General features: G+C 37.8%; 23 protein-coding genes. 20 read left to right on the top strand and 3 right to left on the bottom strand.

Features of this window, described 5'->3' with window-relative positions:
- Positions 1–273 precede the first annotated feature (273 nt).
- Positions 274–702 (top strand): bacteriohemerythrin, encoded by a 429-nt coding sequence (locus tag AC6IWN_RS10370; RefSeq protein ID WP_497987339.1) that lies wholly within the window; start codon positions 274–276, stop codon positions 700–702.
- Between the two features lie 254 nt (positions 703–956).
- Here the strand turns inward: AC6IWN_RS10370 and AC6IWN_RS10365 are convergent, their stop codons facing one another.
- Positions 957–1,532: a TetR/AcrR family transcriptional regulator gene (locus AC6IWN_RS10365; protein ID WP_497987338.1), complete on the bottom strand. Its 576-nt coding sequence runs from the start codon at positions 1,530–1,532 to the stop codon at positions 957–959.
- Between the two features lie 228 nt (positions 1,533–1,760).
- Here AC6IWN_RS10365 and AC6IWN_RS10360 point away from each other — a divergent pair, with 228 nt between their 5' ends.
- The gene (locus AC6IWN_RS10360; protein ID WP_497987337.1) at positions 1,761–2,960 is read left to right on the top strand and encodes an MFS transporter; all 1,200 of its coding nucleotides are present in this window, start codon (positions 1,761–1,763) and stop codon (positions 2,958–2,960) included.
- 119 nt (positions 2,961–3,079) lie between these two features.
- Here AC6IWN_RS10360 and AC6IWN_RS10355 read toward each other — a convergent pair whose 3' ends face one another.
- Positions 3,080–4,042, bottom strand: coding sequence for an NAD(P)-dependent oxidoreductase (locus AC6IWN_RS10355; RefSeq protein ID WP_497987336.1), 963 nt, complete (start codon positions 4,040–4,042; stop codon positions 3,080–3,082).
- A gap of 568 nt (positions 4,043–4,610) precedes the next feature.
- Here AC6IWN_RS10355 and AC6IWN_RS10350 point away from each other — a divergent pair.
- From AC6IWN_RS10350 to thiI, 14 genes are all read left to right on the top strand, one after another.
- A complete protein-coding gene (locus tag AC6IWN_RS10350; protein ID WP_497987335.1) occupies positions 4,611–5,771 on the top strand; it encodes a trans-sulfuration enzyme family protein in 1,161 nt (386 codons plus the stop codon).
- Between the two features lie 28 nt (positions 5,772–5,799).
- Positions 5,800–6,714 (top strand): PLP-dependent cysteine synthase family protein, encoded by a 915-nt coding sequence (locus AC6IWN_RS10345; protein ID WP_497987334.1) that lies wholly within the window; start codon positions 5,800–5,802, stop codon positions 6,712–6,714.
- Between the two features lie 412 nt (positions 6,715–7,126).
- Entirely contained in the window at positions 7,127–7,789 is a 663-nt protein-coding gene (locus AC6IWN_RS10340) for an amino acid ABC transporter permease (RefSeq protein WP_497987333.1), read from the top strand.
- Entirely contained in the window at positions 7,770–8,453 is a 684-nt protein-coding gene (locus tag AC6IWN_RS10335; RefSeq protein WP_497987332.1) for an amino acid ABC transporter permease, read from the top strand. Before AC6IWN_RS10340 ends, AC6IWN_RS10335 begins: the two co-directional genes overlap by 20 nt.
- 24 nt (positions 8,454–8,477) lie before the next feature.
- A complete protein-coding gene (locus tag AC6IWN_RS10330) occupies positions 8,478–9,224 on the top strand; it encodes an amino acid ABC transporter ATP-binding protein (RefSeq protein ID WP_497987331.1) in 747 nt (248 codons plus the stop codon).
- Positions 9,225–9,288: 64 nt separating this feature from the next.
- A complete protein-coding gene (locus tag AC6IWN_RS10325; RefSeq protein WP_497987330.1) occupies positions 9,289–10,137 on the top strand; it encodes a transporter substrate-binding domain-containing protein in 849 nt (282 codons plus the stop codon).
- 567 nt (positions 10,138–10,704) lie between these two features.
- Positions 10,705–11,496: an MBL fold metallo-hydrolase gene (locus tag AC6IWN_RS10320; protein ID WP_497987329.1), complete on the top strand. Its 792-nt coding sequence runs from the start codon at positions 10,705–10,707 to the stop codon at positions 11,494–11,496.
- A gap of 257 nt (positions 11,497–11,753) precedes the next feature.
- Complete coding sequence (locus tag AC6IWN_RS10315; RefSeq protein WP_497987328.1) at positions 11,754–12,026, top strand: ACT domain-containing protein; 273 nt, start codon at positions 11,754–11,756, stop codon at positions 12,024–12,026.
- Between the two features lie 128 nt (positions 12,027–12,154).
- Positions 12,155–13,519 (top strand): PFL family protein, encoded by a 1,365-nt coding sequence (locus tag AC6IWN_RS10310; protein WP_497987327.1) that lies wholly within the window; start codon positions 12,155–12,157, stop codon positions 13,517–13,519.
- Positions 13,520–13,661: 142 nt separating this feature from the next.
- Positions 13,662–15,149: an aminoacyl-histidine dipeptidase gene (locus AC6IWN_RS10305; RefSeq protein ID WP_497987326.1), complete on the top strand. Its 1,488-nt coding sequence runs from the start codon at positions 13,662–13,664 to the stop codon at positions 15,147–15,149.
- A gap of 68 nt (positions 15,150–15,217) precedes the next feature.
- On the top strand, positions 15,218–16,696 hold the full coding sequence (locus AC6IWN_RS10300) for an LCP family protein (RefSeq protein WP_497987325.1): 1,479 nt from the start codon (positions 15,218–15,220) through the stop codon (positions 16,694–16,696).
- 138 nt (positions 16,697–16,834) lie between these two features.
- Positions 16,835–17,782, top strand: a complete 948-nt coding sequence (locus AC6IWN_RS10295; RefSeq protein WP_497987324.1) for a M23 family metallopeptidase — start codon at positions 16,835–16,837, stop codon at positions 17,780–17,782.
- Entirely contained in the window at positions 17,763–18,950 is a 1,188-nt protein-coding gene (locus tag AC6IWN_RS10290) for a cysteine desulfurase family protein (protein ID WP_497987323.1), read from the top strand. The genes AC6IWN_RS10295 and AC6IWN_RS10290 overlap by 20 nt, the downstream gene beginning before the upstream one ends.
- Positions 18,951–18,999: 49 nt before the next feature.
- Entirely contained in the window at positions 19,000–20,175 is a 1,176-nt protein-coding gene (thiI, locus tag AC6IWN_RS10285; protein WP_497987322.1) for a tRNA uracil 4-sulfurtransferase ThiI, read from the top strand.
- Positions 20,176–20,239: 64 nt separating this feature from the next.
- On the opposite strand, the gene AC6IWN_RS10280 is transcribed toward thiI, so the two are convergent.
- Complete coding sequence (locus AC6IWN_RS10280) at positions 20,240–20,473, bottom strand: HPr family phosphocarrier protein (RefSeq protein WP_497987321.1); 234 nt, start codon at positions 20,471–20,473, stop codon at positions 20,240–20,242.
- A gap of 171 nt (positions 20,474–20,644) precedes the next feature.
- On the opposite strand from AC6IWN_RS10280, the gene mtaB reads away from it, so the two are divergent.
- From mtaB to AC6IWN_RS10260, 4 genes are all read left to right on the top strand, one after another.
- Positions 20,645–21,991: a tRNA (N(6)-L-threonylcarbamoyladenosine(37)-C(2))-methylthiotransferase MtaB gene (mtaB, locus tag AC6IWN_RS10275; protein WP_497987320.1), complete on the top strand. Its 1,347-nt coding sequence runs from the start codon at positions 20,645–20,647 to the stop codon at positions 21,989–21,991.
- An 83-nt stretch (positions 21,992–22,074) separates the two neighbouring features.
- Positions 22,075–22,344, top strand: coding sequence for an IreB family regulatory phosphoprotein (locus AC6IWN_RS10270; RefSeq protein WP_497987319.1), 270 nt, complete (start codon positions 22,075–22,077; stop codon positions 22,342–22,344).
- Between the two features lie 102 nt (positions 22,345–22,446).
- On the top strand, positions 22,447–22,911 hold the full coding sequence (ruvX, locus tag AC6IWN_RS10265; protein ID WP_497992197.1) for a Holliday junction resolvase RuvX: 465 nt from the start codon (positions 22,447–22,449) through the stop codon (positions 22,909–22,911).
- Complete coding sequence (locus tag AC6IWN_RS10260) at positions 22,901–23,173, top strand: DUF1292 domain-containing protein (protein ID WP_497987318.1); 273 nt, start codon at positions 22,901–22,903, stop codon at positions 23,171–23,173. Before ruvX ends, AC6IWN_RS10260 begins: the two co-directional genes overlap by 11 nt.
- Positions 23,174–23,175: the final 2 nt, after the last annotated feature.

The raw sequence follows: 23,175 nt of genomic DNA, 5'->3' as shown, positions 1-23,175 counted from the left end.
ACGAACTATCATTTGTTCGATGTTTGATCTGTAGTTTTGTGTCGAAATATCAAGAATAAAATATGGAAAAATGTTGAAATTAAACGAAATATGATATATAATAAATTAAGACATATAAATATTAGAATTATTATAACATAGTAGTGAAGGGTTATAGCTTTATTACGGAGTGAAAAATAGCTGATGACGGATAATAGGACAAAGCAGGTAGAAATGATAACGTTTATGTAAATACATCGCTAGGTGATTATACCGGAGTTAAGGAGCAAGAATATGTTTGAATGGAAAAAAGAATTGGAACTGGGTATAGGTTCAATAGACAATCAACATAAAAAATGGGTTAATTTAGCCAATCGCATTTATGATATGATTGAAAATGATACTCATTCGGATAATGATATTTTGAAAATTGTAAGAGAACTAATTGACTATACCGATTACCATTTTCAAACAGAGGAAACACTTTTTCAGAAGTATAATTATCCGGATTATGAAGTACATAAACAAGCGCATGATAACTTTAGAAAATACTTACTAACTATCAACTTTAAAGAGGCCAAAGAGGATAGGAAAAAGTTCCTCGAGCAATTGTTAGTTAAAATGGTTCAATGGATCATGAATCACATTATTACTCTAGATTACTGGTATAAAGATTATTTGATTGGATTAGGCGCAAATAAAGAACCGGTAAATGAAGCATAAGAATATTATATTAATAAAGCCTTCCCCATACCCCTTATAGATATCGTTAGACAGAATGCCTAATTTCGCTCCCATATAGCGAAATTAGGCATTTCTGTTTTAGGTGTCTAAAGCTATATTCAAAAATTTATAGTCAAGATGCACAAGATTAAGTTAATACAGAGTAATACAAAACATATATTCTGTAGCAACTATATGAAGTCGCTGGTGCTTAGGCTGCGTGTTTTGCAGCCTTTCATTTGACAAGTAACCAATTATTTGCGAAGTCCTTGCAGAACTTTTTGAATTAGATCTTTAATATAGTTGGAATCCATCGGTTCTCCCGTAATCAATAGACGATAGAATAACGGAGCAAATAGGATGTCGATTCCAAGCTCGATATCCAGGTCAGCGCGGAGCTCACCCCGCGCGATACCACGCTCAAGTATGATTCTTGCTAAGGAACGTCTTGGTATAAAAAAACGCTTGCGATATTCTTCTGCAATAGCAGGATCAAATTGCCCTGCACCAATGAGTTCCGTAATCATCTTGCCCTGGGCACCGGTAATAAAGGCGGATAGATTACGGGCTTGGATATACAGATCTTCTTCGATAGATCCGGTATCAGGAACCGGCATCACCAATTGTGTAGCAGCGAAGTAACCATCTAGTACCACAGCTGCTTTTCCCGGCCACCATTTATATATGGTAGCTTTGCTGACCCCCGCACGGGCGGCAATCCCTTCTATTGTAATAGCGTTATAGCCATTATCCGATAGTAGCTCATAGGCTGCCGTAAGGATGGCTTTTTTTGTCTCCTCACTGCGGGGACGGCCTAACTTCTTATCCATATACTTCCTCCTGTTGTGTTGATAGAACATGTAAATAATTACAAATAATAAAGTTATTATATAACATTCTTTATAAAAAAAAAAGCATTGACATTTCTAAACGTTACGTATATTATATATTTAATGAACGTAACGTTTAATAAATATATGAAAAGGCAAAAGATCACTGTTAACGAAACAGTAAACAGATTCGTGAGTATCTTATTGTAAGGAAGGATGAGTATTATTATGAAAAGAATGAAGGAAGAAAAAGTGACTATACCACGCTGGCTGGTATTCTTTTTGGCAGCAGCCTGTGGAATTATTGTTGCGAATCTCTACTATGCACAGCCGCTGGTCGGACCAATTAGTCATTCCACCGGAATAGAAGCGGGCGTTGCCGGGTTTATCGTTACGATGACTCAGCTGGGTTATGCAGCAGGATTGCTGCTTATCGTCCCGCTTAGTGATTTGGTGGAGAATAAAAGATTAGTATTGAGTGTATTAATTATGGCGGTGATCGGATTGATCGGAGCAGGGCTTGCCATGAATTCCATCCTGTTCTTTTCGGCAGCAATATTAATTGGACTGGGGTCGGTTGCGGCACAGATCTTGGTTCCGTTAACTGCACATATGGCACCACCGGAATTAAGAGGAAGTATTGTTGGGAAGGTTATGAGTGGTCTACTCCTTGGAATTATGCTTGCTAGACCTGTGGCAAGTATGGTTACGGATCTCTTGGGATGGAGAGCGATATTCTTTCTATCCGCCGGGTTGTTAGTAGTTTTAATGATATCATTGATACGATTTTTACCGAAACGGATTCCTAGTTCTCAGGATCGCTATCAGGATATCATAAAATCTCTGTTTATACTTTTTCGAACAAAGTCTGTTTTGCGTAGAAGAGCTTTTTATCAGGCGGCGCTATTTAGTAGCTTCAGCCTTTTTTGGACGGTTGTACCACTTTGGTTATCCGAGCATTTCGGCTTATCTCAAAAAGAGATTGCAGTCTTTGGTTTTGTTGGAGTAGCAGGTGCGATCGCCGCACCAATTGCAGGCAGGTTGGCCGATCGGGGAATGAGTCATAAGCTTACAGGGTGTGCGTTCCTATTTGCTGTAACTGCCTTTGGGTTAACTCATGTTGCTTCAGGTTATCACCTTTTATCCTTGGTGCTGTTTTGTGCAGCGGCTATTATTCTTGATATGTCCGTGTCCGGTAATTTGGTATTAGGGCAACAGGCAATTTATGCATTAGGAGATGACATAAGGGGTAGGGTTAATGGCATCTTTATGGCAGTTTTCTTTATCGGTGGCGCAGTGGGTTCCTCCTTGGGTGGTTGGGCTTACTCAATAGGAGGATGGAATTTGGCTTCCATCCTCGGGATAATACTACCGTTATTGGCACTTGTCTATTATTTTACAGAGAAAAAAACCGGCAAGGAAGCATAATATGAAAGAAAAAGACTGATTCAGGAAATGTGATTATTCCGGGACAGTCTTTTTTAGATTTGTTCAAATATCATAGGAAGAGAGTCACGTTACTTTAGCCACACAAATGACTTCCTTCGCTATCTAACATTGATTGGTGCTCCATCTAAATATGCAAGGGCATTGTCAATAGAGGTTTGAATAATTCGCTTCATGGCTTCTTGCGTAGACCAAGCCATATGTGGGGTGATAATACACTGTGGTAAACCGAGCAACGGGTTACTGGGCTTTGGCGGTTCCTCCGAAAGTGTATCAAGACCTGCGGCATAAACCTTTCCGTTATAAATTCCTCGTGCAAGAGCTTCTTCGTCAATCATTTCCCCACGGGCGGTATTCAAGATGATGACACCCTGTTTCATTCTAGAGATAGTTTCATCATTAATTATTTGGTAAGTATCTTCTGAGAGAGATGCATTCAACGAGATAACATCCGAACGGGCAAAGAGCTCATCCTTGGTTATATATTCGATAGAGTTATTCTCATACGCCGGATTTTTATAACGAGAATAAGCGATAACATTCATACCAAAGCCTTGAGCCATCTTTGCTACAGCGAAGCCGATATTTCCTAGGCCAAATATTCCCATCGTCTTTCCGGATAATTCAAATTGACGCCCGATACGGAACATAAACCGGTCTTCCTCCTGCCAAAAGGTTCTTTTTACCGCCTCATTATAAAATCCTACTTTACAGCAGATCTCCAGCAATAGACCCATAACATGCTGCGCTACTGACATCGTTCCATAGGCAGGGATATTGGTTACGATAATATTATTCATATGTGCCAGATCTAAATCAACATGGTTATAACCGGTGGTCATAACCCCTAAATATTTCAGAAAGGGTAAGGCAGACAGTGTTTCTGCACGATACGTTCCGCAATTGGTGATGACCATATCCGCATCCTTCGCTTTGTCTATAATTTCAGACTCACTGACATTGACGTGCTTGGTAAAAGAAGTCACTTTCGGATGCTCCTTTAACTTTTCCCAATCCTCTTCCTTTGACCCTAATAATTCTACTTCAAATACAACTACCTTCATGAAAAACTCCTTACTTCATCGTTGTGCGAGATAACTTTGGTGCTTTGATTAATACTTTATTAAGTATATAGAAAATGGCAAAAACCTGCAATAGAAATGGTTGCAATTAGCGCTTTATATTGTTCGGAGTTCGTATGCAAATACCTAATAATTTTAATATTAGCAAGGTGAAAACTTTGTATAATTAATTATTGGAGGAAAGGTGGTTACATTATCTTTGATTAGGGTTTATTCTATTGCGATATAAAATAATTAAATTAAAAATGATGACATTTTTTTATGAATTGAATATATATATTGTATAGTAAATATCTATGAAAAGTAGGAATGAAAATGAAGCAGATGGAGCGAATGTACAATTATAGTTCGGGTTGTTGTCGCAGGCAAGAAAAAATAAATAAATCTTGACCTGTTATTCCTTTCGTTTGCGAAACCGGACTTTTCATAAACAAAAAGATATTTTGTTTGGAAGACAAAATAGGTAAACAGGTGCATTGCTGCTACCTGTTTTTTATTTGTTGATTTTGTTGCTGCAAAAACAATAAGTAGTTCAGAAAAGGAGAAGGGTATGAGTCATTATAAGAGTATTTTAACGAAACTAATTCATGGTGGTACGGATGGAGATGATACAACAGGTGCAGTCAATGTCCCTATTTATCAAACCTCCACCTATAAGCAGGTACATCTAGGTGAACATAAGGGATATGAATATTCAAGAACTGCCAATCCGACGAGAGAGGCTTTGGAGAATTTGATCGCAGATCTAGAGGAGGGGAGGTTCGGATTTGCATTTGCTTCTGGAATGGCCGCAACAACAGCAGTTCTTCAGTTATTTGAAACAGGTGATAAGATACTGATATCTGAAAATGTATATGGTGGAACATTTCGAGTGATTGATAAAATCTTTCGTCCCTTTGGAATATCCTATGAGATAGTAGATACAACAAACCTGGATGCACTGGAACACGCCATTACAAGTGATGTAAAGGCCGTATTTATTGAAAGCCCTGCAAATCCTCTGATGACTGTCACTGACATTGTGGCGGTTGGAGAGCTTACACACCGATATAAGAAGCTTTTGATTGTGGATAATACCTTTATGACGCCGTATTTGCAAAAGCCTTTAACGCTGGGAGCTGATATCGTTGTTCATAGTGCAACCAAGTATTTAGGCGGACATAGTGATTTGATTGCGGGGCTGGCGGTTGTTCAGGATGAGGAACTCGCAAAGAGATTATATTTCATTCAGAACGCTACTGGAGGGATACTTCAACCGTTTGATTCCTTTTTACTGATTCGGGGGATTAAAACATTAGGAGTGAGAATGGATCGTCATCAGGAGAATGCTATAAAAATTGCAAATTGGCTTAGCTACCAAGAAGATATAAAAAATGTATTTTATCCGGGTCTACAAAGTGACCCTGGGTATGTTATTCAACAAAAACAGGCAAACGGTCCGGGAGCTATGATAGCTTTTGAGCTTAAGGATGGAATTGATATCAGAAAATTCTATGATGGACTTGAACTTATTGCTTTAGCAGAAAGTCTTGGCGGGGTGGAATCGTTAATCTGTCACCCCTCCTCAATGACGCATGCATCGATTCCTGAAGAAATAAGAAAAAAGGTAGGAATTACGGATGCTCTGATTCGTTTATCGGTCGGGATTGAAGATGGTAATGACATTCTGGAGGATTTGCAACATGCAATAAAACAGGCAAAAATAGAATAATATCTTATGAGATTGGAGGCGAATAGTTATGTATTATGAAAATATTCAAGAATTAATCGGAAACACTCCACTTGTAAAGCTAAATCATATCGATGTACCGGAACAGGTTTCATTATTTGCCAAATTAGAGTATTGGAATCCTTCCGGTAGTGTTAAGGATCGGATTGGGGTATATATGCTTCGCGATGCACAGTGCAAGGGGATTCTAAAGCGCGGGGGAACTATTATTGAGGCAACCGCAGGGAATACCGGGCTGGGTATTGCGATGGCTGCTTTAAATCAAGGATATCACATCATCTTTGTTGTTCCAACCAAATTCTCAGAAGAGAAGCAGGTTTTACTAAGAGCACTTGGAGCTACAATCATTAATACACCAAGAGAAAATGGAATGCTTGGAGCAGAGGAGAAAACCAAAGAATTATTAAATGAAATTCCAAACTCGGTATCTTTAAAGCAATTTGAGAATCCGTCAAACCCATTGGCACACTATGAGACAACAGGAAGAGAGATATATGACGATTTGGATGGAAAGCTTGACTACTTCATCGCAGGAGCAGGAAGTGGAGGGACATATTCAGGCATCGTTAAATATTTAAAAGAAAAGATACCAAACGTAAAAGGGATACTGGCTGATCCAGTCGGCTCCACAATGGGAGGCGGAAAACATAGTGATTATAATATAGAAGGAATCGGAAATGATTTTATCGCTGATACCATGGATATGAAGCTGGTAGATGAGGTGATTAAAATATCGGATCAGGAGGCTTTTGAAGGTGCCCGTATCCTTGCGAGGAAAGAAGGGATGTTTGTCGGTTCCTCCTCAGGAGCAGCACTGGCCGGTGCAATGAAGTTGGCATACAAAATCGGGGAGGGAACGATTGTTACCTTGTTCCCAGATCGAGGAGATCGTTATTTCAGTAAAAATCTTTATAAAAATTCCTAATTAAAATCATTTATGTTAAATATTAAATTATATGCTGGATTGACTATACCATGAGTTGCGTGCAACCACATTTACAATATGAAAGGGTTGAAATTATACACTAATATCATATTAAGGGGCGGTAAAAGATTAATTTAAAGGATTTCATCCTGTGTAAAATGAATCTTTCGTATCGGCCCTTTATGCTGTATTTCGATATATTAATGGAACCGGTTATTCGATATAAATAGGAATTAATAATTCTAAAAATATTCTAAAAAAAGTATTGACAAAAGGAAAAATTGAATTATAATAAATAACATAAAACATATATGATTTATATGAATTATATGAATAGTCGGTTTGCAGCTGCTAAAACTAAGATTAATCGTTCGTTATCATTTTTATTAAACTAAAAATTGAGGTAATATGTATGCAAATTCACAGCGTTTTTGATTTGTTTCCTATTTTCGCAAAAGCATCCCTTGTAACAGTTGTAATTGCGTTAATATCCATTGTTATAGCATTCACAATCGGATTATTATTCAGCATCGCATTGTTTTATAAAGTACCCATTCTTAAAACCATCATTCATATTTATGTAGAGTTTTTTAGAAATACTCCATCTTTGATACAGGCGTACTTCATCTTTTATGGATTACCAAAAATCTTCGTTCAGCTGGATAGTTACATGTGCTCCGTAATTGTATTATCCCTTTTGGGAGGTGCATATATGTGTGAGGCAATTTATTCGGGAATTAAAGCAATCCCAAGAAATCAAAGGGAGCTTGCTTCTGCAATTGGGCTATCAAAGTTTGACACCATCGTTTTTCTGATCATACCGCAGGCGATTGTAATCTCAATAGCGGCACTCAACAATAATGCAATATTTTTGACAAAGGAAGTTTCTGCTATGAAGATTATCCTGTTACCGGAAATCGTATATCAAGCATTTGCAATCATTAGCTTGAGAGCAGATCTGATTATGCCGGTTGCAGCAATGACCGTCATTAGTTACTTAATCATCCTGATACCGATGTCATTTATATTCTCCAGATTAGAAAGGAAGGTTCGCTTTGCAGAATTTGGGTCTTGATTACATAATAAAAGCCCTTCCAAGATTAATGGGAGGTATGCTGATTACTATTAAAATAGCAGGAATTTCATTGGTTTTATCAATAATATTCGGGTTTATATTAGGTGTGCTTATGACCTCGAAGAATAAGCTCCTAAATATTATATTGAGAATATTTTTAGAAGCTTTTCGCTTGATTCACCCGCTTATTTGGCTGTTTATTTTCTTCTTTGGTTTGTCTTATATCTTTAAAATTCAAACCGACAATGTTGAAATTTCATTACTGGTTTTTACCCTATGGGGTTCCTTTGAAATAGGAGATTTAGTTCGAAGTTATATTAAAAGTCTTCCGATTAACCAGTTTGAATCAAGTATGGCGATTGGTTTATCAAAAAGACAGATGTACACGTATGTGTTAATTCCACAGATCATAATCAGAGTGACACCATCAATTGTCAATTTGGCGACTCGCTTGATTAAGACAACGACTCTGATATTCTTGATTGGAGTTCCGGAGCTGTTAAAAGTTTCGCAGAGTGTGATACAGGTAGTTTATTACAACAATCCGAACAGCATCATTTCCTTTACAATGTATTTGTTCTTGTTGATTTTATACTTTTGCCTCTGTTACCCGTTATCACTACTTGCAAGATTTTTGGAGAAAAAAGTTTCAGTGATTTCATAATTGAATAATTCAAGGAGAAGAAATATGCATTTGAAAATAAGAAATCTAAAGAAATCGTTTGATAAAACTCTAGTTTTAAATGATATCAATTTCGATATCAATAAAGGTGAAATCATAGCAGTACTAGGCCGTTCCGGATGCGGAAAATCCACCATGTTACGATGTATCAACGGTCTGGAGAAGATTAATTCCGGAGAAATCTATCTAAATGATGAATTGATTACCAAACCCGGAGCCAATTATTCGGACTGGATAGAGGTAAGAAAAAAAATTGGGATGGTATTTCAAAGCTATGATCTTTTCCCACATATGACTGTTCTTGATAATATTATTCTGGGACCTATGAGAGTGGAGAAGAGAAGTAAAAAGGAAGCCACCGAAGAAGCGTTAAAACTCTTGGAACGGGTAGGCTTATCGGAAAAGAAATACGCTTATCCGAGAGAACTGTCCGGTGGACAAAAACAAAGAGTCGCTATATGCAGAGCCTTATGTATGAATCCGGAGATTATCCTGTTTGATGAGGTTACAGCTGCATTAGATCCTGAGATGGTAAGAGAAGTACTGGATGTTATCAAAGGTCTTAAGAACCACGGACTTACCCTAATCATAGTAACACATGAGATGGAATTTGCCGAAAAGGTTTCGGATAAGATTGTATTTATGGAAAATGGAAAAATCCTTGAAGTAAATACGCCGGATAAGTTCTTTAGTACACCGGAGACAGAGGAAGCGAAGAGATTTTTAAATATTAATCAGGATTTTGTGCTTTAAAATGAAGTAGAAATATTTAATATGAAAATATTTTATATAAATCAATATTAAAGGAGAGATAAGGATGAAAAAAGTTTTAGTATTACTTATGAGTTTGGTATTAGTGGTAGGCCTCGTTGGCTGCTCTTCAAAATCTGATGATAAGAGTGCACCTGGCTCAATTGACGCAATTAAGAAAGCAGGTACAATCAAGATTGGTATCTTCTCTGATGATGCACCGTTCTGCTACCAGGATGCTGATGGAACATTCAAAGGTTATGATGTTGAATTAGGTAAGAGAATTGCAAAAGAGCTTCTTGGTGATGAGAAGAAAATTACTTGGGTAACGATGAACCCTGGTGACAGAATTGCTTATCTACAGACAGATAAGGTAGATTTACAGCTGGCAGACTTTACTGTAACGGAAGACAGAGCAAAAGATGTTGACTTTACACTTCCTTATGAGAAGGTTTCTATCGGCGTAGTTTCTAGTGATAAAACACCAATCACATCGGTTGACCAGTTAAAAGGTAAAACACTTGCTGTAAACACCGGTACGACTGCAGATGCATACTTTACGAAGAATGCACCGGATGTAAAACTACTTAAAATTGATGCAATTACAGATGGTTACCAGGCATTAACAACAGGTAGAGCAGACGCATTTGCACAGGATAATACCTTATTACTTTCCTGGGCGAAAAAGAACGCCGGCTACACCGTAGGTATTAAAGAATTAGGAAACAAAGATTTTATCGCCGGAGCTGTTAAGAAAGGGAATAAAGAATTATTAGATTATGTAAATAATCTAATCAAAGGTAAGTTAAATGACGAGCAGTTCTTCCACAAGATCTATGATACTACTTTAAAGGATAGCTTCCCGGCTGACCTTACAGCAGACCAGATCGTGGTTGAAGGCGGTAAGACGGAGTAATAGCGATAGCGGTTTATTTCATATTTAATAGAGTATTTCCTCCCGTTTTACAAAATAGGGCTTGCTTAAGGCAAGTCCTGTTTTTGAGTCTGTGATATACCGAGAAAGTACTCTATGTTGCTTACGGTGATAAGCGCTGGGTTATAATATGTAAAGATAAGTTAGTAAAGTAAAGAACCAAATTTGAATAATTAGTAAACTAGATTTAGTCAAATCTTTTCTGGTTTGTTCGTAGACTTTGCGGTAGGGGGAGGGAGATGGAGTATGGAACATGTATTTCGTATGAAGTCATCCTAAGCGTAAGTCCGAGACAGGTTGACATGTTTACATGTCATAACTGTCGCGGACGAAAGCGCAAGGATGTAAACTTCATCCGAAATACATGCCATATCCATCTCCCTCCCCCTACCTCACAACCTATCCCATCTCACCAGCCCTCCCCAAGCGTAATTCACAACTTCTTCAAATTTTCTTGACAAAAATCTTGAAATGAGGGATACTCATTTAGATAATATTTAGTAGTAGGCTGCGCTTTATAGCCCATATAGATGAGAGTAGGAAATCGACATGAAATTATGCAGTATTGCAAGTGGCAGCAGCGGAAACTGTATCTATGTAGGTAGTAATCAGACAAACCTTTTAGTGGATGCTGGTGTAAGTGCGAAAAGAATAGAGAATGGATTAAGCGGTATTGATATTATGCCGGATACGATACAGGGCATCCTAATTACTCACGAGCATTCGGATCACGTTCAGGGGCTTGGTATCCTTGCACGTCGTTATCACATACCAATTTATGCCACTTATGAAACAGCGAAAGCCATTCAGAACATTAAGAGTCTGGGAGCAATTTCGGAGGAGTTGTTTCATCATATAGAACCGAATGAGGCTTTTATGATTAATGATATTGAGGTAGAACCGTTTTCTACTTCCCATGATGCTTCAAATCCGGTTTGTTATACAATGAGGTCAGAAGGACATAAGATAGGATTAGCAACAGATTTAGGAAAGTATGACGATTACATATTATCTAAACTGGACTCTTCCGAGATTTTATTTATAGAAGCAAACCATGATGTGAATATGTTGTTGGTTGGTAAATATCCGTATTATTTAAAGCAGAGAATTTTAGGGGATCGTGGTCACTTATCCAATGAAACTTCAGCAGATTTGATCAGCAAGTTGATTCACCCTAATTTAAAACATATTTTGCTAGCGCATCTTAGCAAGGAAAATAACTATGAAGAGTTGGCATATGAGACGGTATGCTGCGAATTAATGAATCGTGGAACCGATTTTTCGGCTCAAAACGTAGTGGTTGCACATAGGGAACAGCCTTCTGAGATGATCTTGCTTTAGGTAGTGGCTTAGGCTTTTTGTGGTAATCGTTAGGTGAGATTAGAGGTTTTGAATAAATTTCATGGATTTTATTTAATAATATTTATGATATGGTTAAAATTTAAATTGATTTGGTACTTTCTATTATATTAATAATCTGTTATCATGTGTGATTATGGATATAATTGACTATAGATTTTATACATTTTTATTACTTGGATAAAACGGACTGTGTTAAGGTAATGGCTCAGTTCCTAATATAAAGGAGGATTTCTCGCATGAAGAGAGTGGTAGTAACAGTAGTAGGTAAGGATACTGTAGGAATTATAGCGAAGGTTTGTACTTATCTTGCTGATAATCGTATTAATATTTTAGACATATCCCAGACAATCGTACAGGGCTTCTTTAATATGATGATGGTTGTGGATTTGACAAATGTTAATAAGGAATTTGATGAAATATCAGATGAATTAGGTAAGATGGGAGAAGAGATCGGCGTTATCATTAAAACTCAACGCGAGGATATCTTTGATAAGATGCACAGAATATAATACAACTATTTGACAAATAGGACGACGTGATGTGACATTTATATGATAGGATAAGAATCGTGAGACTGTGATTCTGTCGTATAATGGAAAAAAATCCACTTCACAGAACGTACTGAAATGGAGGAAATATGATTAATATACATGAAGTCATCGAAACTAATAAGATGATTGAGCAAGAGAATCTAGATGTTAGAACTATAACCTTGGGTATTAGTCTACTTGACTGTGCAGATCCTGATTTAAACGAGTTAAATCGTAAAATATATGATAAAATCACTACGGTAGCTAAGGATTTGGTCTCAACCGGTGATAAGATCCAAAGAGAATACGGTATCCCAATCGTAAATAAAAGAATTTCCATCACCCCAATTTCCTTGGTAGGTGCATCCGCATGTAAGACTTCTGAGGATTATGTTACGATTGCGAAAACTCTGGACAGAGCAGCTAAAACGGTAGGTGTAAACTTTATCGGTGGCTACTCTGCACTTGTTAGTAAAGCAATGACGGTAAGTGATGAACTCTTGATTAAATCGATTCCGTTAGCTCTCAGTCAAACAGAGCGCGTCTGCAGTTCCGTTAACGTAGGTTCGACAAAAACAGGTATTGATATGAATGCGGTTAAGCTTATTGGAGAGATTATTATTGAAACCGCAGAATTTACGAAGGAAAAGGACTCCATCGGCTGTGCCAAATTAGTTGTATTCTGTAATGCTCCGGATGATAATCCATTTATGGCGGGTGCATTCCACGGTGTTACCGAAGGAGATGCAGTTATTAATGTGGGTGTCAGCGGACCAGGTGTTGTAAAAGTAGCATTGGAAAGTGCTCGTGGTGCTGACTTTGAGACTCTTTGTGAGACGATTAAGAAGACCGCATTTAAGATTACCCGTGTTGGTCAGCTGGTAGCGCAGGAAGCTTCCAGATTACTAGATATTCCGTTTGGAATCATTGACTTATCCCTCGCACCAACACCGGCTATCGGTGACAGTGTGGCAGAGATATTGCAAGAGATCGGATTAGAGTATGTAGGTGCTCCCGGTACTACTGCGGCTTTAGCCTTATTAAATGATCAGGTGAAAAAAGGTGGTGTTATGGCATCCTCTTATGTGGGTGGCTTAAGCGGAGCTTTTATTCCTGTCAGTGAAGATCAGGGAATGATTGATTCGGTTGAGATTGGAGCTTTGACAATTGAAAAATTAGAGGCAATGACTTGTGTATGCTCCGTTGGTCTGGATATGATTGCAATTCCTGGAGATACTAAACCTACAACAATCTCCGGTATCATTGCGGATGAGATGGCAATTGGTATGATTAATCAAAAGACAACAGCAGTACGTATTATTCCTGTAATAGGAAAAAGCGTTGGTGACCGTGTAGAGTTCGGTGGTTTATTAGGTTATGCACCGGTTATGAAGGTAAATCCGTTTGGATGTGATGCATTCATCAATCGTGGAGGAAGAATACCTGCACCAATTCACAGCTTTAAAAACTAAAGATCTATTATATAAAATATATGAACCGGGCTAAAGACATTGTCGTCTATTAAAGTGTATTTTATGACAATCGCTTTAGTTCACGGTTCTTTCACAAGTATTCAGTAAAATAACAATATTAATTAGAAAGGCATGAGTTGCAATGGACGATCGCTTAGCACAGATGGACTATAAAGGAGTATTTAAGTATTTTAGTGAGGTTTCAAAAATACCAAGGGGTTCCGGGAATGAAAAGGCAATCAGTGATTATATGGTTACCTTCGCGAAAGAGCATAATTTAGAATATACACAAGATGAAGCGAACAATGTTATCATAATAAAAAATGCTTCTAAAGGATATGAGAATGAGCCGGCGATAATACTTCAGGGTCATATGGACATGGTGTGTGAAAAGCGAAAGGAACATACTCATGATTTCTTAAAGGATGAGATCAAACTAATTGTGGAAGGCGATCTTCTGCATGCAGATGGCACAACATTAGGTGCCGATAATGGAATCGCAGTAGCATATATTATGGCTGTATTGGCTGATGATAGCTTAGAGCATCCAAGAATTGAGGCAATTCTTACAACCGATGAAGAAGTAGGAATGTTTGGGGCGAAGATGCTTGATTTGTCCAAGCTTCAAGGAAAATATATGATTAACCTTGATTCAGAGGAAGAAGGATACTTACTTTGCAGCTGTGCTGGCGGACTTACCGGTACCAGTACGCTTTCAATAAAAAGAGTGTCAGATTACGGTAAAAAAGTAAAAATCAGTATCGGCGGTTTAAAAGGTGGACATTCCGGTATAGAGATTGGCTGTAATCGTACGAATGCCACAAAGTTATTGGGAAGATTACTATTTGATTTGCGTGAGATGCATGCTTATGGATTAATTGATATGCAGGGCGGCTTTAAGGATAATGTTATTCCTCGTGAGGCCAACGCTGATATATTAATACCTGTGAAGGATGAGGCTCCTGCAACCGATTTGAATTCAGAGTACGAGTGTATAAAGAAGGATATTACCGAGCTCATGCAGAAATATCAAAAAGAATTGGCAACGAGTGAACCGGATATGAATTTCTCGGTTGAGGATATGGGAGATGACACCATAGAGGTATTACATCCTGTTTCCTATGAGAAGATGTTGTTCTTCCTTGTTAACATGCCATATGGAGTTCAAACAATGAGTTCGGATATTGAAGGTTTAGTTGAAAGTTCATTAAATCTTGGTATATTTAAGACATCAGAAGACATCGTGGAATTCTGTACCTCGGTACGTAGTTCCAAAAGTAGCTACAAACATTTTATTAGTAATAAACTGAACTATATGACCAGTTTTCTGGGAGGGGATTATATGGTTCGTGCGGAATATCCCGCTTGGGAATTCCAAAAGGAATCGCCACTTCGTAATCATTTTCAGAAGCTCTCTAACGAGATGTATGGCCACGATATGAAAGTAGAAGCCATTCATGCCGGACTTGAGTGCGGATTGATCTATGAGAAGATGCCGGGAATTGATATCGTTTCCATTGGACCTGATATCACTAAAGTGCATACGATAGAGGAAAATGCAAGTATCTCCTCTACAATCAGGGTTTATCAATTCTTGGAAAAAGTTTTAAAGGAAAGAATTATTGCGTAAATTTCTCACGTTCAAGGTTACTATAATGGGGTTGCTTGGGGATAAGTAATGAAATAGGAGATGAAAACATGAGTAAGGATAATTCCAAATTTGACTTCGATGATCAGCAATTCAGTGAAAACTTTAGTAAGAATATTGAAAAGGCATTGGGGGATACAGATGTTTTTTCACAGGAAGACGTGCAAAAGCAGGTAGAAGGTGCTGTTCAAGATGTTCAGTCAGAAGATATGAAAGTAATAAACGATGCACAAAATAATCCATCTTCAAAATTAGTCGATACACCTAACGTGCTAGAAGACGAAGAAATTGAAGATGAATTACAGGACATTAAATCTTCTCTGGCAAAGCAGATTAGCGATGAGATCGTAATATCCACGGAGCAAGGTAAAAAGAAGAAGAAGTTGAAAAAAGTATTAATCGGATTCGGAGCTACATTACTAACCGTTCTTTTGATTGGAGTGTTTCTGGTATTTACACCTCCGGGTAATAATCTCTTAGTAAAGATGGGTGTTAATCTTAGCGGTGCCTTATGGAGTGGGATGACGCATAAGTTTGACGATAATTCAAATGTGGCAACGGATGAAGACGTTATTGATGAAGAAGATAAGAATTCCGATGCACCTGAAGTGGATCCGGCAACTATTACATGGCCTTCCCATCCTGGAGAAGGAAGACATGAAGATGGTGTATATAACATTCTTTTACTCGGAGAAGAAGCTATCGGGATGGCTGATGGACGCGGGCACACGGATGTTATTGTTATCGCAACAATGAATACAAAGAATAAGACTTTAAAACTCACCTCATTAATGAGAGATAGTTATGTTCAAATTCCCGGTTATAACGATAATAAGTTGAATTCGGCTTATGCTAAGGGCGGTTTGGATCTCCTCTATGAGACAATTGCGTTAAACTTTGATATTAAACTGGACGGTTGTGTGAAAGTAAATTTTGATAACTTTGAAAAAATTATTGATCGTATTGGAGGTATCGATGTTACTCTGAAACCGAATGAAGCAGAGTATTTAAATACCACGAATTATATCTCAAATAAGAAGTATCGAAATGTAAAAGCAGGTTTAAATCACTTTAATGGAAATCAGGCACTCGGATATGCTCGTATCCGACATACCTCCACTATTACGGGAAGAAACGATGATTATGGACGTACAGACAGACACAGAATTGTTCTCAATGCGATATTTGAAAAATGCAAGGCTAAAAGTAAAACAGAGCTTGCAGCCATGATGGTTGACTTCCTTCACATGATTACAACTGATATAAATAACGAGACATTCCAGGGATTGTTAAATTCATTTATTGATATGGGTATGAACACTCAGACGATTCAACAGTTACGTATTCCGGTTGATGGTGCCTTTCAGGATGGAATTAAAATACGTGGTATGGATGTTGTGGTTCCCGATCTTCCAAAGAATATTGTAGCGCTTCATAACTTTATTTTTGATGATCCAACACCAACACCTGCATCAGAAGGTACGGATAATACCTCTGCGAAAAACAAAACAGATTCAACTACGAATTAGTAATTAATTGAAAATAACAATAGTTTCATGCGTTTTGTTATATTGCAACTCATATTACCATATAATTAGGTGTCCAATTATTCCGCAGTAATATATTACCGGTAAAGGGATAATGGAGAACTAGAGGAGTGTGAGACAATGATAATGAAGCGCATGAAGTATGATAAAAGGCCATTACGTAGTGAAATTCTGTTTGTGTTAGCAGTGCTAAGTATAGTGCTGGTGATATTCGGTTATGAGCTGAGACTATTAGATTCTGAATATAAAATCAAGGGAATAACTTCACAGGATATTGACTATGATAATTATCGAAGTTATTATTTGAATGAAGAGCTATTAAATCAGTCAAATAAAAGAGCTGAGGATGTAATTAAGAAACATTCGGTGCTGAAAAATAATGAATACGTTAATCAAATCGGATATCTTACCTTTAGCATGATGGAAAATAAGTATCAGTTAAAGAAACATGATCTGATGGATGAGTATACCTTTTATCGTGGTATCGGTAGAGTAGTACAGAATTCAAAATTTATAGAATTATACAAGTACAATCAGGCGATTTTATCGGACTTGGTTTACTTTCCGATTCCGACAATCGAAAATCAAAGTGCCGATATCTTCTACGTTGATTCATGGAGTCAGCCACGGACTTATGGTGGGAATCGGACACATGAAGGTACAGATGTCATGGCTTCTAATAATAAAAGAGGCTTTTTCCCCGTGGTAAGTATCACGGATGGAGTAGTTGAGAAGATGGGATGGCTGGATAAGGGCGGTTACCGCGTTGGAATCCGATCTCCCCATAATGGTTATTTTTATTATGCACATTTGGATTCTTATGCTCCGGAATTGAAAGCAGGAGATAAGGTCATAGCCGGACAATTACTTGGATTTATGGGTGATACCGGATATGGTCCTGAAGGAACGAAGGGTAAGTTTGATGTTCATTTACACCTTGGTATCTATGTCAATACGGATACGAAGGAGGGAGAAATGAGCGTCAACCCTTATACTGTTTTAAAAATACTTCAAAAGAATAGAACCAAATGGCAGAATGGAGTTACAAATGGAGATATACTTAGATAATTCAGCAACAACTAGAGCAACGGATAAAGTCAGAGATATTATGATGAAGGCGCTTTGTGAGGATTATGGCAATCCTTCTTCCATGCATCGCATGGGCGTTAAGGCAGAACAGTATATGAAGGATGCATCTTCCATTATCTCAAATAGTCTAAAGGTAGAGGCGAAGGAAATTCTATTTACCTCAGGAGGTACTGAGTCAAATAATTTGGCGTTGATTGGTGTTGCGATGGCTAACAAGCGTCGTGGCAATCATATTATAACCTCTAGAATAGAGCATCCGTCTGTTCACCAGACCTTGGTATACCTTGAAGAGAACGGATTTGAAATCAGCTTTGCGCCGGTGGATTCCACCGGTAGATTAATCAAAGAAAAACTGTATGAACTGGTGAAAGAGAACACAATATTGGTATCAATTATGTATGTGAATAATGAAATTGGGTCTGTGCAGGATGTAGAAGAGATTGCAACACAGCTTAAGTCACGTAAGAAGGATCTAATTCTCCACGTGGATGCAGTTCAAGCATTTGGTAAATACAGAATACATCCAAAGAGAATGGGAATTGATCTCTTATCCTTTAGCGGACATAAAATACATGGACCCAAAGGGGTCGGTGCTTTATACGTGAATGAGAAAGTAAAAATAAAACCGGTGTTATTCGGCGGTGGTCATCAAAGAGGGCTACGCTCAGGAACAGAGAATGTGTCTGGAATCGCAGGCCTTGGACAAGCGGTTAGTGAGCTGTATCAGGATTTTGATATCAAAATAGAACGGATGTATCATTTAAAACAGAAGTTCCTTCTGGGTGTTTCTGAGATAGATGGGGTTACAATCAACGGACTCCCCCTGGAGTGTACGAAGGATTTTGAGATGGAGCAACTCAAGATTACAGCTCCACATATTATGAATGTAAGCTTTCAGGGAGTGCGTAGTGAGGTGTTACTGCATTCTCTTGAGGATAAAGGGATATATGTATCTTCCGGATCAGCATGCAGCTCCCATCATCCGACTCCAAGCGTTACATTAACAGCGATTGGATTACCTAAGGATTTGATGGAATCAACGATAAGATTTTCGATGTCGGAATTAACGAATGAAGAAGAGATTGAATATACATTGGAACAACTGCGTCAGATTGTTCCGATTTTAAGAAGATATACTAGAAAATAGTACAAGCCACTAAGCTCAAGAAGAGCATTAATTTACACTGGAGGACAATATGTTTAAAGCATTTTTAATTAAGTACGCAGAAATAGGATTAAAGGGGAACAATCGTTATCTCTTTGAGAACGCCTTAAGGGATAGGGTTAAGGAAGCATTAGAACCATTGGGAGATTTTATGGTAAGCAAGGAACAGGGAAGAATCTTTGTAGAATGTCCAGATGGATATGATTATGAAGAAACTGTTTCAGCGATATCTAAGGTATTCGGCATCTCTTCCTTCTGTCCTGTGGCTGTGCTTGAAAGCTCAGAATGGGAGGCATTAACCAAAGGAGTAGGCGATTATGTGGAGGCAATGTATCCGGATCGCAATATCACCTTTAAGGTGGAGGCAAAGCGTGCAGATAAAAAGTATAAATTGACCTCACCGGAGATATGCATTGAGATGGGTTCCTATCTCTTGAAAAGATTTCCTGAGATGAAGGTTGATGTACATGATCCTTCGGTTCGTTTCACGGTTGAAGTGCGTTCAAAGTGTTATGTATATTCGATTGTAATTCCGGGTCTGGGTGGAATGCCGGTTGGAACGAACGGCAAAGCTATGTTATTGTTATCCGGTGGTATCGATAGTCCGGTGGCAGGATATATGATCTCAAAGCGTGGTGTATCCTTGTCTGCGACTTATTTTCATGCACCGCCATATACCAGTGACAGAGCAAAGCAAAAAGTGGTAGATCTCGCAGAGAAAATCTCAAAATATACCGGTAAAATTAAGCTCTTCGTAGTGAATTTTACTGATATTCAATTATATATATATGATCAATGCCCTCACGAAGAATTGACTATTATCATGAGAAGATATATGATGAAGATTGCGGAGCGTTTAGCGGAGCAGGAAAATTGCCTCGGAATGATTACCGGTGAAAGCATCGGTCAGGTAGCTAGCCAGACGATGTATAGCCTTGCAGCAACCAATGAGGTATGCAACATGCCTGTTTATCGTCCGTTGATTGCATTTGACAAAAAGGATATTGTAGAGATTGCTCAAAAGATTGATACCTTTGAAACTTCTATCTTACCATTTGAGGATTGTTGTACGATATTCGTAGCAAAACATCCGGTAACTAGACCTAGCATTAAGGTGATTAATAATTCTGAGAAGAAGTTGGATGAAAAGATTAATGAAATGATAGAAACTGCTTTAAATACAGTTGAAGTGGTACAAGTAGGGTAGATAAATAGAGATTTGTTGTAAAAAAAAGGACGCCCATTCATTGGGCGACCTTTTTAAAAAGTAATTAGTCAACGATATAAGGTTTTAAGATTGCAAGAACGGAATCTAAATTCTCGTCACTATGGATATTTAAATCAATATGTTTAGATAAGTCAAGAGAGAAAATACCCATGATGGATTTTGCATCTATTACGTATCTACCGGATACTAAATCAAAATCAGTATCGAATTTTGTAACGTCGTTTACGAAAGCTTTAACCTTGTCAATTGAATTTAATGATATTTTAACTGTCTTCATAAAAAATCCTCCTTAAATTATATATATGTATATACTATAATTTAGCAAATTAAAAGTCAATATACAAAGTTCATAAAAATATGAGGAAAAGTTGTATATGACAGGAAAGAATTTTTAGATAAATCGGAATGAAATAAAAGTTTATGATTTTAAGAAAGGAATCACACGTACATGAAGAAGACGGCAGCATTTTTAAGCCTCGGATGCAAAGTAAATTCCTATGAGACAGAAGCGATGAGAGGAATGTTTGAGGCAGCCGGTTATGATATAATCGAATTTAAAGAAAAAGCGGATGTTTATGTTGTAAATACCTGCACTGTAACCAATATTGCAGATCGAAAATCCCGTCAGATGCTACATCAGGCGAAAAAACGAAACCCGGAGGCAATTATTGCTGCGGTAGGTTGCTATGTACAGGCATCGGAAGAAGCGTTGTTAGCGGATAGCGCTGTAGACTTGGTAGTAGGCAACAATAAAAAGGGTGATATCGTTCAGATGGTAGAACGCTGCAAGAGTACCAATGAGAAGGAAGAACTTATTGTTGATATTAATGAGCAAATGGAATATGAGGAATTGAATGTTATTACTACCATGGAGAAGACCAGAGCCTTTATTAAGATTCAGGATGGATGTAATCGTTTTTGTTCCTACTGCATTATCCCGTATGTAAGGGGAAGGGTTCGCAGTAGAAGAGAAGAAGAGATTCTGAGTGAGATTAGTGAGCTTGTTAAGAAAGGATATAAAGAGATAGTACTAACTGGTATCCATATCTCCTCTTATGGAAGTGATTTTAATGGAGAGAAGCAGGAAAATGGATCAGAGATAAATAGTGAGCCTTTAGCGGAACTGATTCGTAAAATCGGTATGACTCCTGGTATAGAGCGGATACGATTAGGTTCCTTGGAGCCCAGAATTATAACGGAGCAGTTTTTAGAAGTAATCAGTAAGGTGAAGCAGTTCTGTCCTCATTTTCATTTATCCTTACAAAGTGGCAGCGATACCGTGTTAAGCAGAATGAATCGTAAATATAATTCTGAAGAATACTATGAACGAGTACAGCTGATTAAACGCTACTTTGAACTTCCCGCATTTACAACGGACATAATCGTAGGATTCCCTGGGGAAACTGAGGATGAATATGAAGAAACGAAAAATTTTGTTCGCAAGGTAGGTTTTTACCAAATCCATGTATTTAAATATTCAAAAAGAGCCGGTACAAAAGCAGCTGTGATGCAGAATCAAGTTGCGGAGGATATTAAAACAAAGAGAAGCAACGAATTGATTTCGATCGCAGTTCAGATGTCAGACGAATATAAAGCTAATTTTATGGGCAGAATGGAACGAGTACTTTTTGAAGAAGAGGTTACGATAGAGGATAAAAAATATCAGATAGGACATACGGAAAGATATTTAAAAATGGCCGTAGAATGTAATCAGGATTTGTCAAATCGGATAAAAAAAGTCAAGGTATGTAATAAATTAACAGAAGAAATTCTGCTTTGTGAAATAATGCATTGAATTTTTTCCATAAATATATTAATATAATAATAACAATAGACGGTAAATTGTAGCAGACTATCGGTGAAAGAGGAAGTGATTCAATGCAAAAAATAAACAATACTCAATATTTTAGAGTTCATAAGGATAAAGAGATCGTTGTAAGTGACGTTATAAGGACTGTATACGCTGCTTTAACTGAAAAAGGATATAATCCACTAAACCAAATCGTAGGATATGTTATGTCTGGAGATCCAACCTACATAACAAGTCATAAAGGAGCCAGGAGTCTGATCATGAAAGTAGAACGTGACGAAATTATTGAAGAATTGTTACGTTATTACATTGATAAAGACATCAGTTCGAGTAAATAATAAACAGAAGAAGGCATGATGTTGTTTCATGCATCGGATTTTTACAGTTACAGCCATAAATTGGTCGTGTAACAGGAATGGAGATTTTTAGTGAAAAGAATTATGGGACTGGACTACGGTTCTGTTACAGTGGGCGTAGCAATTTGCGACGCACTCTTCTTGACTGCGCAGGGTATTGAAGTGATTCGCCGTAAGCAGGAGAATAAATTACGTCAGACCTTAGCTAGAATAGAAGAATTAATAGCACAGTATGAAGTAGGTACGATTGTCTTAGGATATCCGAAACATTTGAACAACACGGTCGGTGAGAGAGCAGTAAAGTCAGAAGAGTTCGCGGAAAAACTCAGGCAAAGAACAGGGCTTGAGGTGATACTTTGGGATGAGAGACTTACAACAGTAGCAGCTCATCAGGTATTATCTCAGACCCGAATGAATTATGAAGAAAAAGCAAAAGTAGTGGATAAGCTTGCTGCAGTATTGATTCTGCAGGGATACCTTGATAAATTGAGCTTTGAGAAGAAAGAGAACGATGTTGATATACATCAAGGAGGAGAATATGAGCAATAAGCCCGATGAGATTGTTTTTACTACGGAGGATGGGGAAGAGGTTACATTTCAGGTAATCGAACAGACTCGACTTGGTGGGAGTGATTATCTATTGGTTAGTACGGACAGTGAAGAGGAAGAAGATGCAGAGGCGCTAATTCTGAAGGATATTTCGAAAGAAACGGATGAAGAAGCGATTTATGATATAGTAGAAGACGATCACGAGTTGGAACTCGTGGCGGGAATTTTTAAAGAGTTATTGGATGATATAGAATTATCATAATT

The organism is Variimorphobacter sp. HTMS_6 (genome assembly GCF_059717775.1).
Note: the sequence above shows the minus strand (reverse complement) of the source record. Positions and strands in the feature narration are given on the sequence as shown.

Bases quoted from the DNA above. Each gene is read 5' to 3' on its own strand.
- AC6IWN_RS10350 (WP_497987335.1), top strand. From the start codon at position 4,611: ATGAGTCATTATAAGAGTATTTTAACGAAACTAATTCATGGTGGTACG.
- AC6IWN_RS10260 (WP_497987318.1), top strand. From the start codon at position 22,901: ATGAGCAATAAGCCCGATGAGATTGTTTTTACTACGGAGGATGGGGAA.
- AC6IWN_RS10320 (WP_497987329.1), top strand. From the start codon at position 10,705: ATGAAATTATGCAGTATTGCAAGTGGCAGCAGCGGAAACTGTATCTAT.
- AC6IWN_RS10365 (WP_497987338.1), bottom strand. From the start codon at position 1,532: ATGGATAAGAAGTTAGGCCGTCCCCGCAGTGAGGAGACAAAAAAAGCC.
- AC6IWN_RS10300 (WP_497987325.1), top strand. From the start codon at position 15,218: ATGAGTAAGGATAATTCCAAATTTGACTTCGATGATCAGCAATTCAGT.
- AC6IWN_RS10340 (WP_497987333.1), top strand. From the start codon at position 7,127: ATGCAAATTCACAGCGTTTTTGATTTGTTTCCTATTTTCGCAAAAGCA.
- AC6IWN_RS10360 (WP_497987337.1), top strand. From the start codon at position 1,761: ATGAAAAGAATGAAGGAAGAAAAAGTGACTATACCACGCTGGCTGGTA.
- AC6IWN_RS10290 (WP_497987323.1), top strand. From the start codon at position 17,763: ATGGAGATATACTTAGATAATTCAGCAACAACTAGAGCAACGGATAAA.
- thiI (WP_497987322.1), top strand. From the start codon at position 19,000: ATGTTTAAAGCATTTTTAATTAAGTACGCAGAAATAGGATTAAAGGGG.
- AC6IWN_RS10345 (WP_497987334.1), top strand. From the start codon at position 5,800: ATGTATTATGAAAATATTCAAGAATTAATCGGAAACACTCCACTTGTA.
- AC6IWN_RS10295 (WP_497987324.1), top strand. From the start codon at position 16,835: ATGATAATGAAGCGCATGAAGTATGATAAAAGGCCATTACGTAGTGAA.
- AC6IWN_RS10270 (WP_497987319.1), top strand. From the start codon at position 22,075: ATGCAAAAAATAAACAATACTCAATATTTTAGAGTTCATAAGGATAAA.
- AC6IWN_RS10305 (WP_497987326.1), top strand. From the start codon at position 13,662: ATGGACGATCGCTTAGCACAGATGGACTATAAAGGAGTATTTAAGTAT.
- mtaB (WP_497987320.1), top strand. From the start codon at position 20,645: ATGAAGAAGACGGCAGCATTTTTAAGCCTCGGATGCAAAGTAAATTCC.
- ruvX (WP_497992197.1), top strand. From the start codon at position 22,447: ATGGGACTGGACTACGGTTCTGTTACAGTGGGCGTAGCAATTTGCGAC.
- AC6IWN_RS10330 (WP_497987331.1), top strand. From the start codon at position 8,478: ATGCATTTGAAAATAAGAAATCTAAAGAAATCGTTTGATAAAACTCTA.
- AC6IWN_RS10315 (WP_497987328.1), top strand. From the start codon at position 11,754: ATGAAGAGAGTGGTAGTAACAGTAGTAGGTAAGGATACTGTAGGAATT.
- AC6IWN_RS10355 (WP_497987336.1), bottom strand. From the start codon at position 4,042: ATGAAGGTAGTTGTATTTGAAGTAGAATTATTAGGGTCAAAGGAAGAG.
- AC6IWN_RS10310 (WP_497987327.1), top strand. From the start codon at position 12,155: ATGATTAATATACATGAAGTCATCGAAACTAATAAGATGATTGAGCAA.
- AC6IWN_RS10325 (WP_497987330.1), top strand. From the start codon at position 9,289: ATGAAAAAAGTTTTAGTATTACTTATGAGTTTGGTATTAGTGGTAGGC.
- AC6IWN_RS10370 (WP_497987339.1), top strand. From the start codon at position 274: ATGTTTGAATGGAAAAAAGAATTGGAACTGGGTATAGGTTCAATAGAC.
- AC6IWN_RS10280 (WP_497987321.1), bottom strand. From the start codon at position 20,473: ATGAAGACAGTTAAAATATCATTAAATTCAATTGACAAGGTTAAAGCT.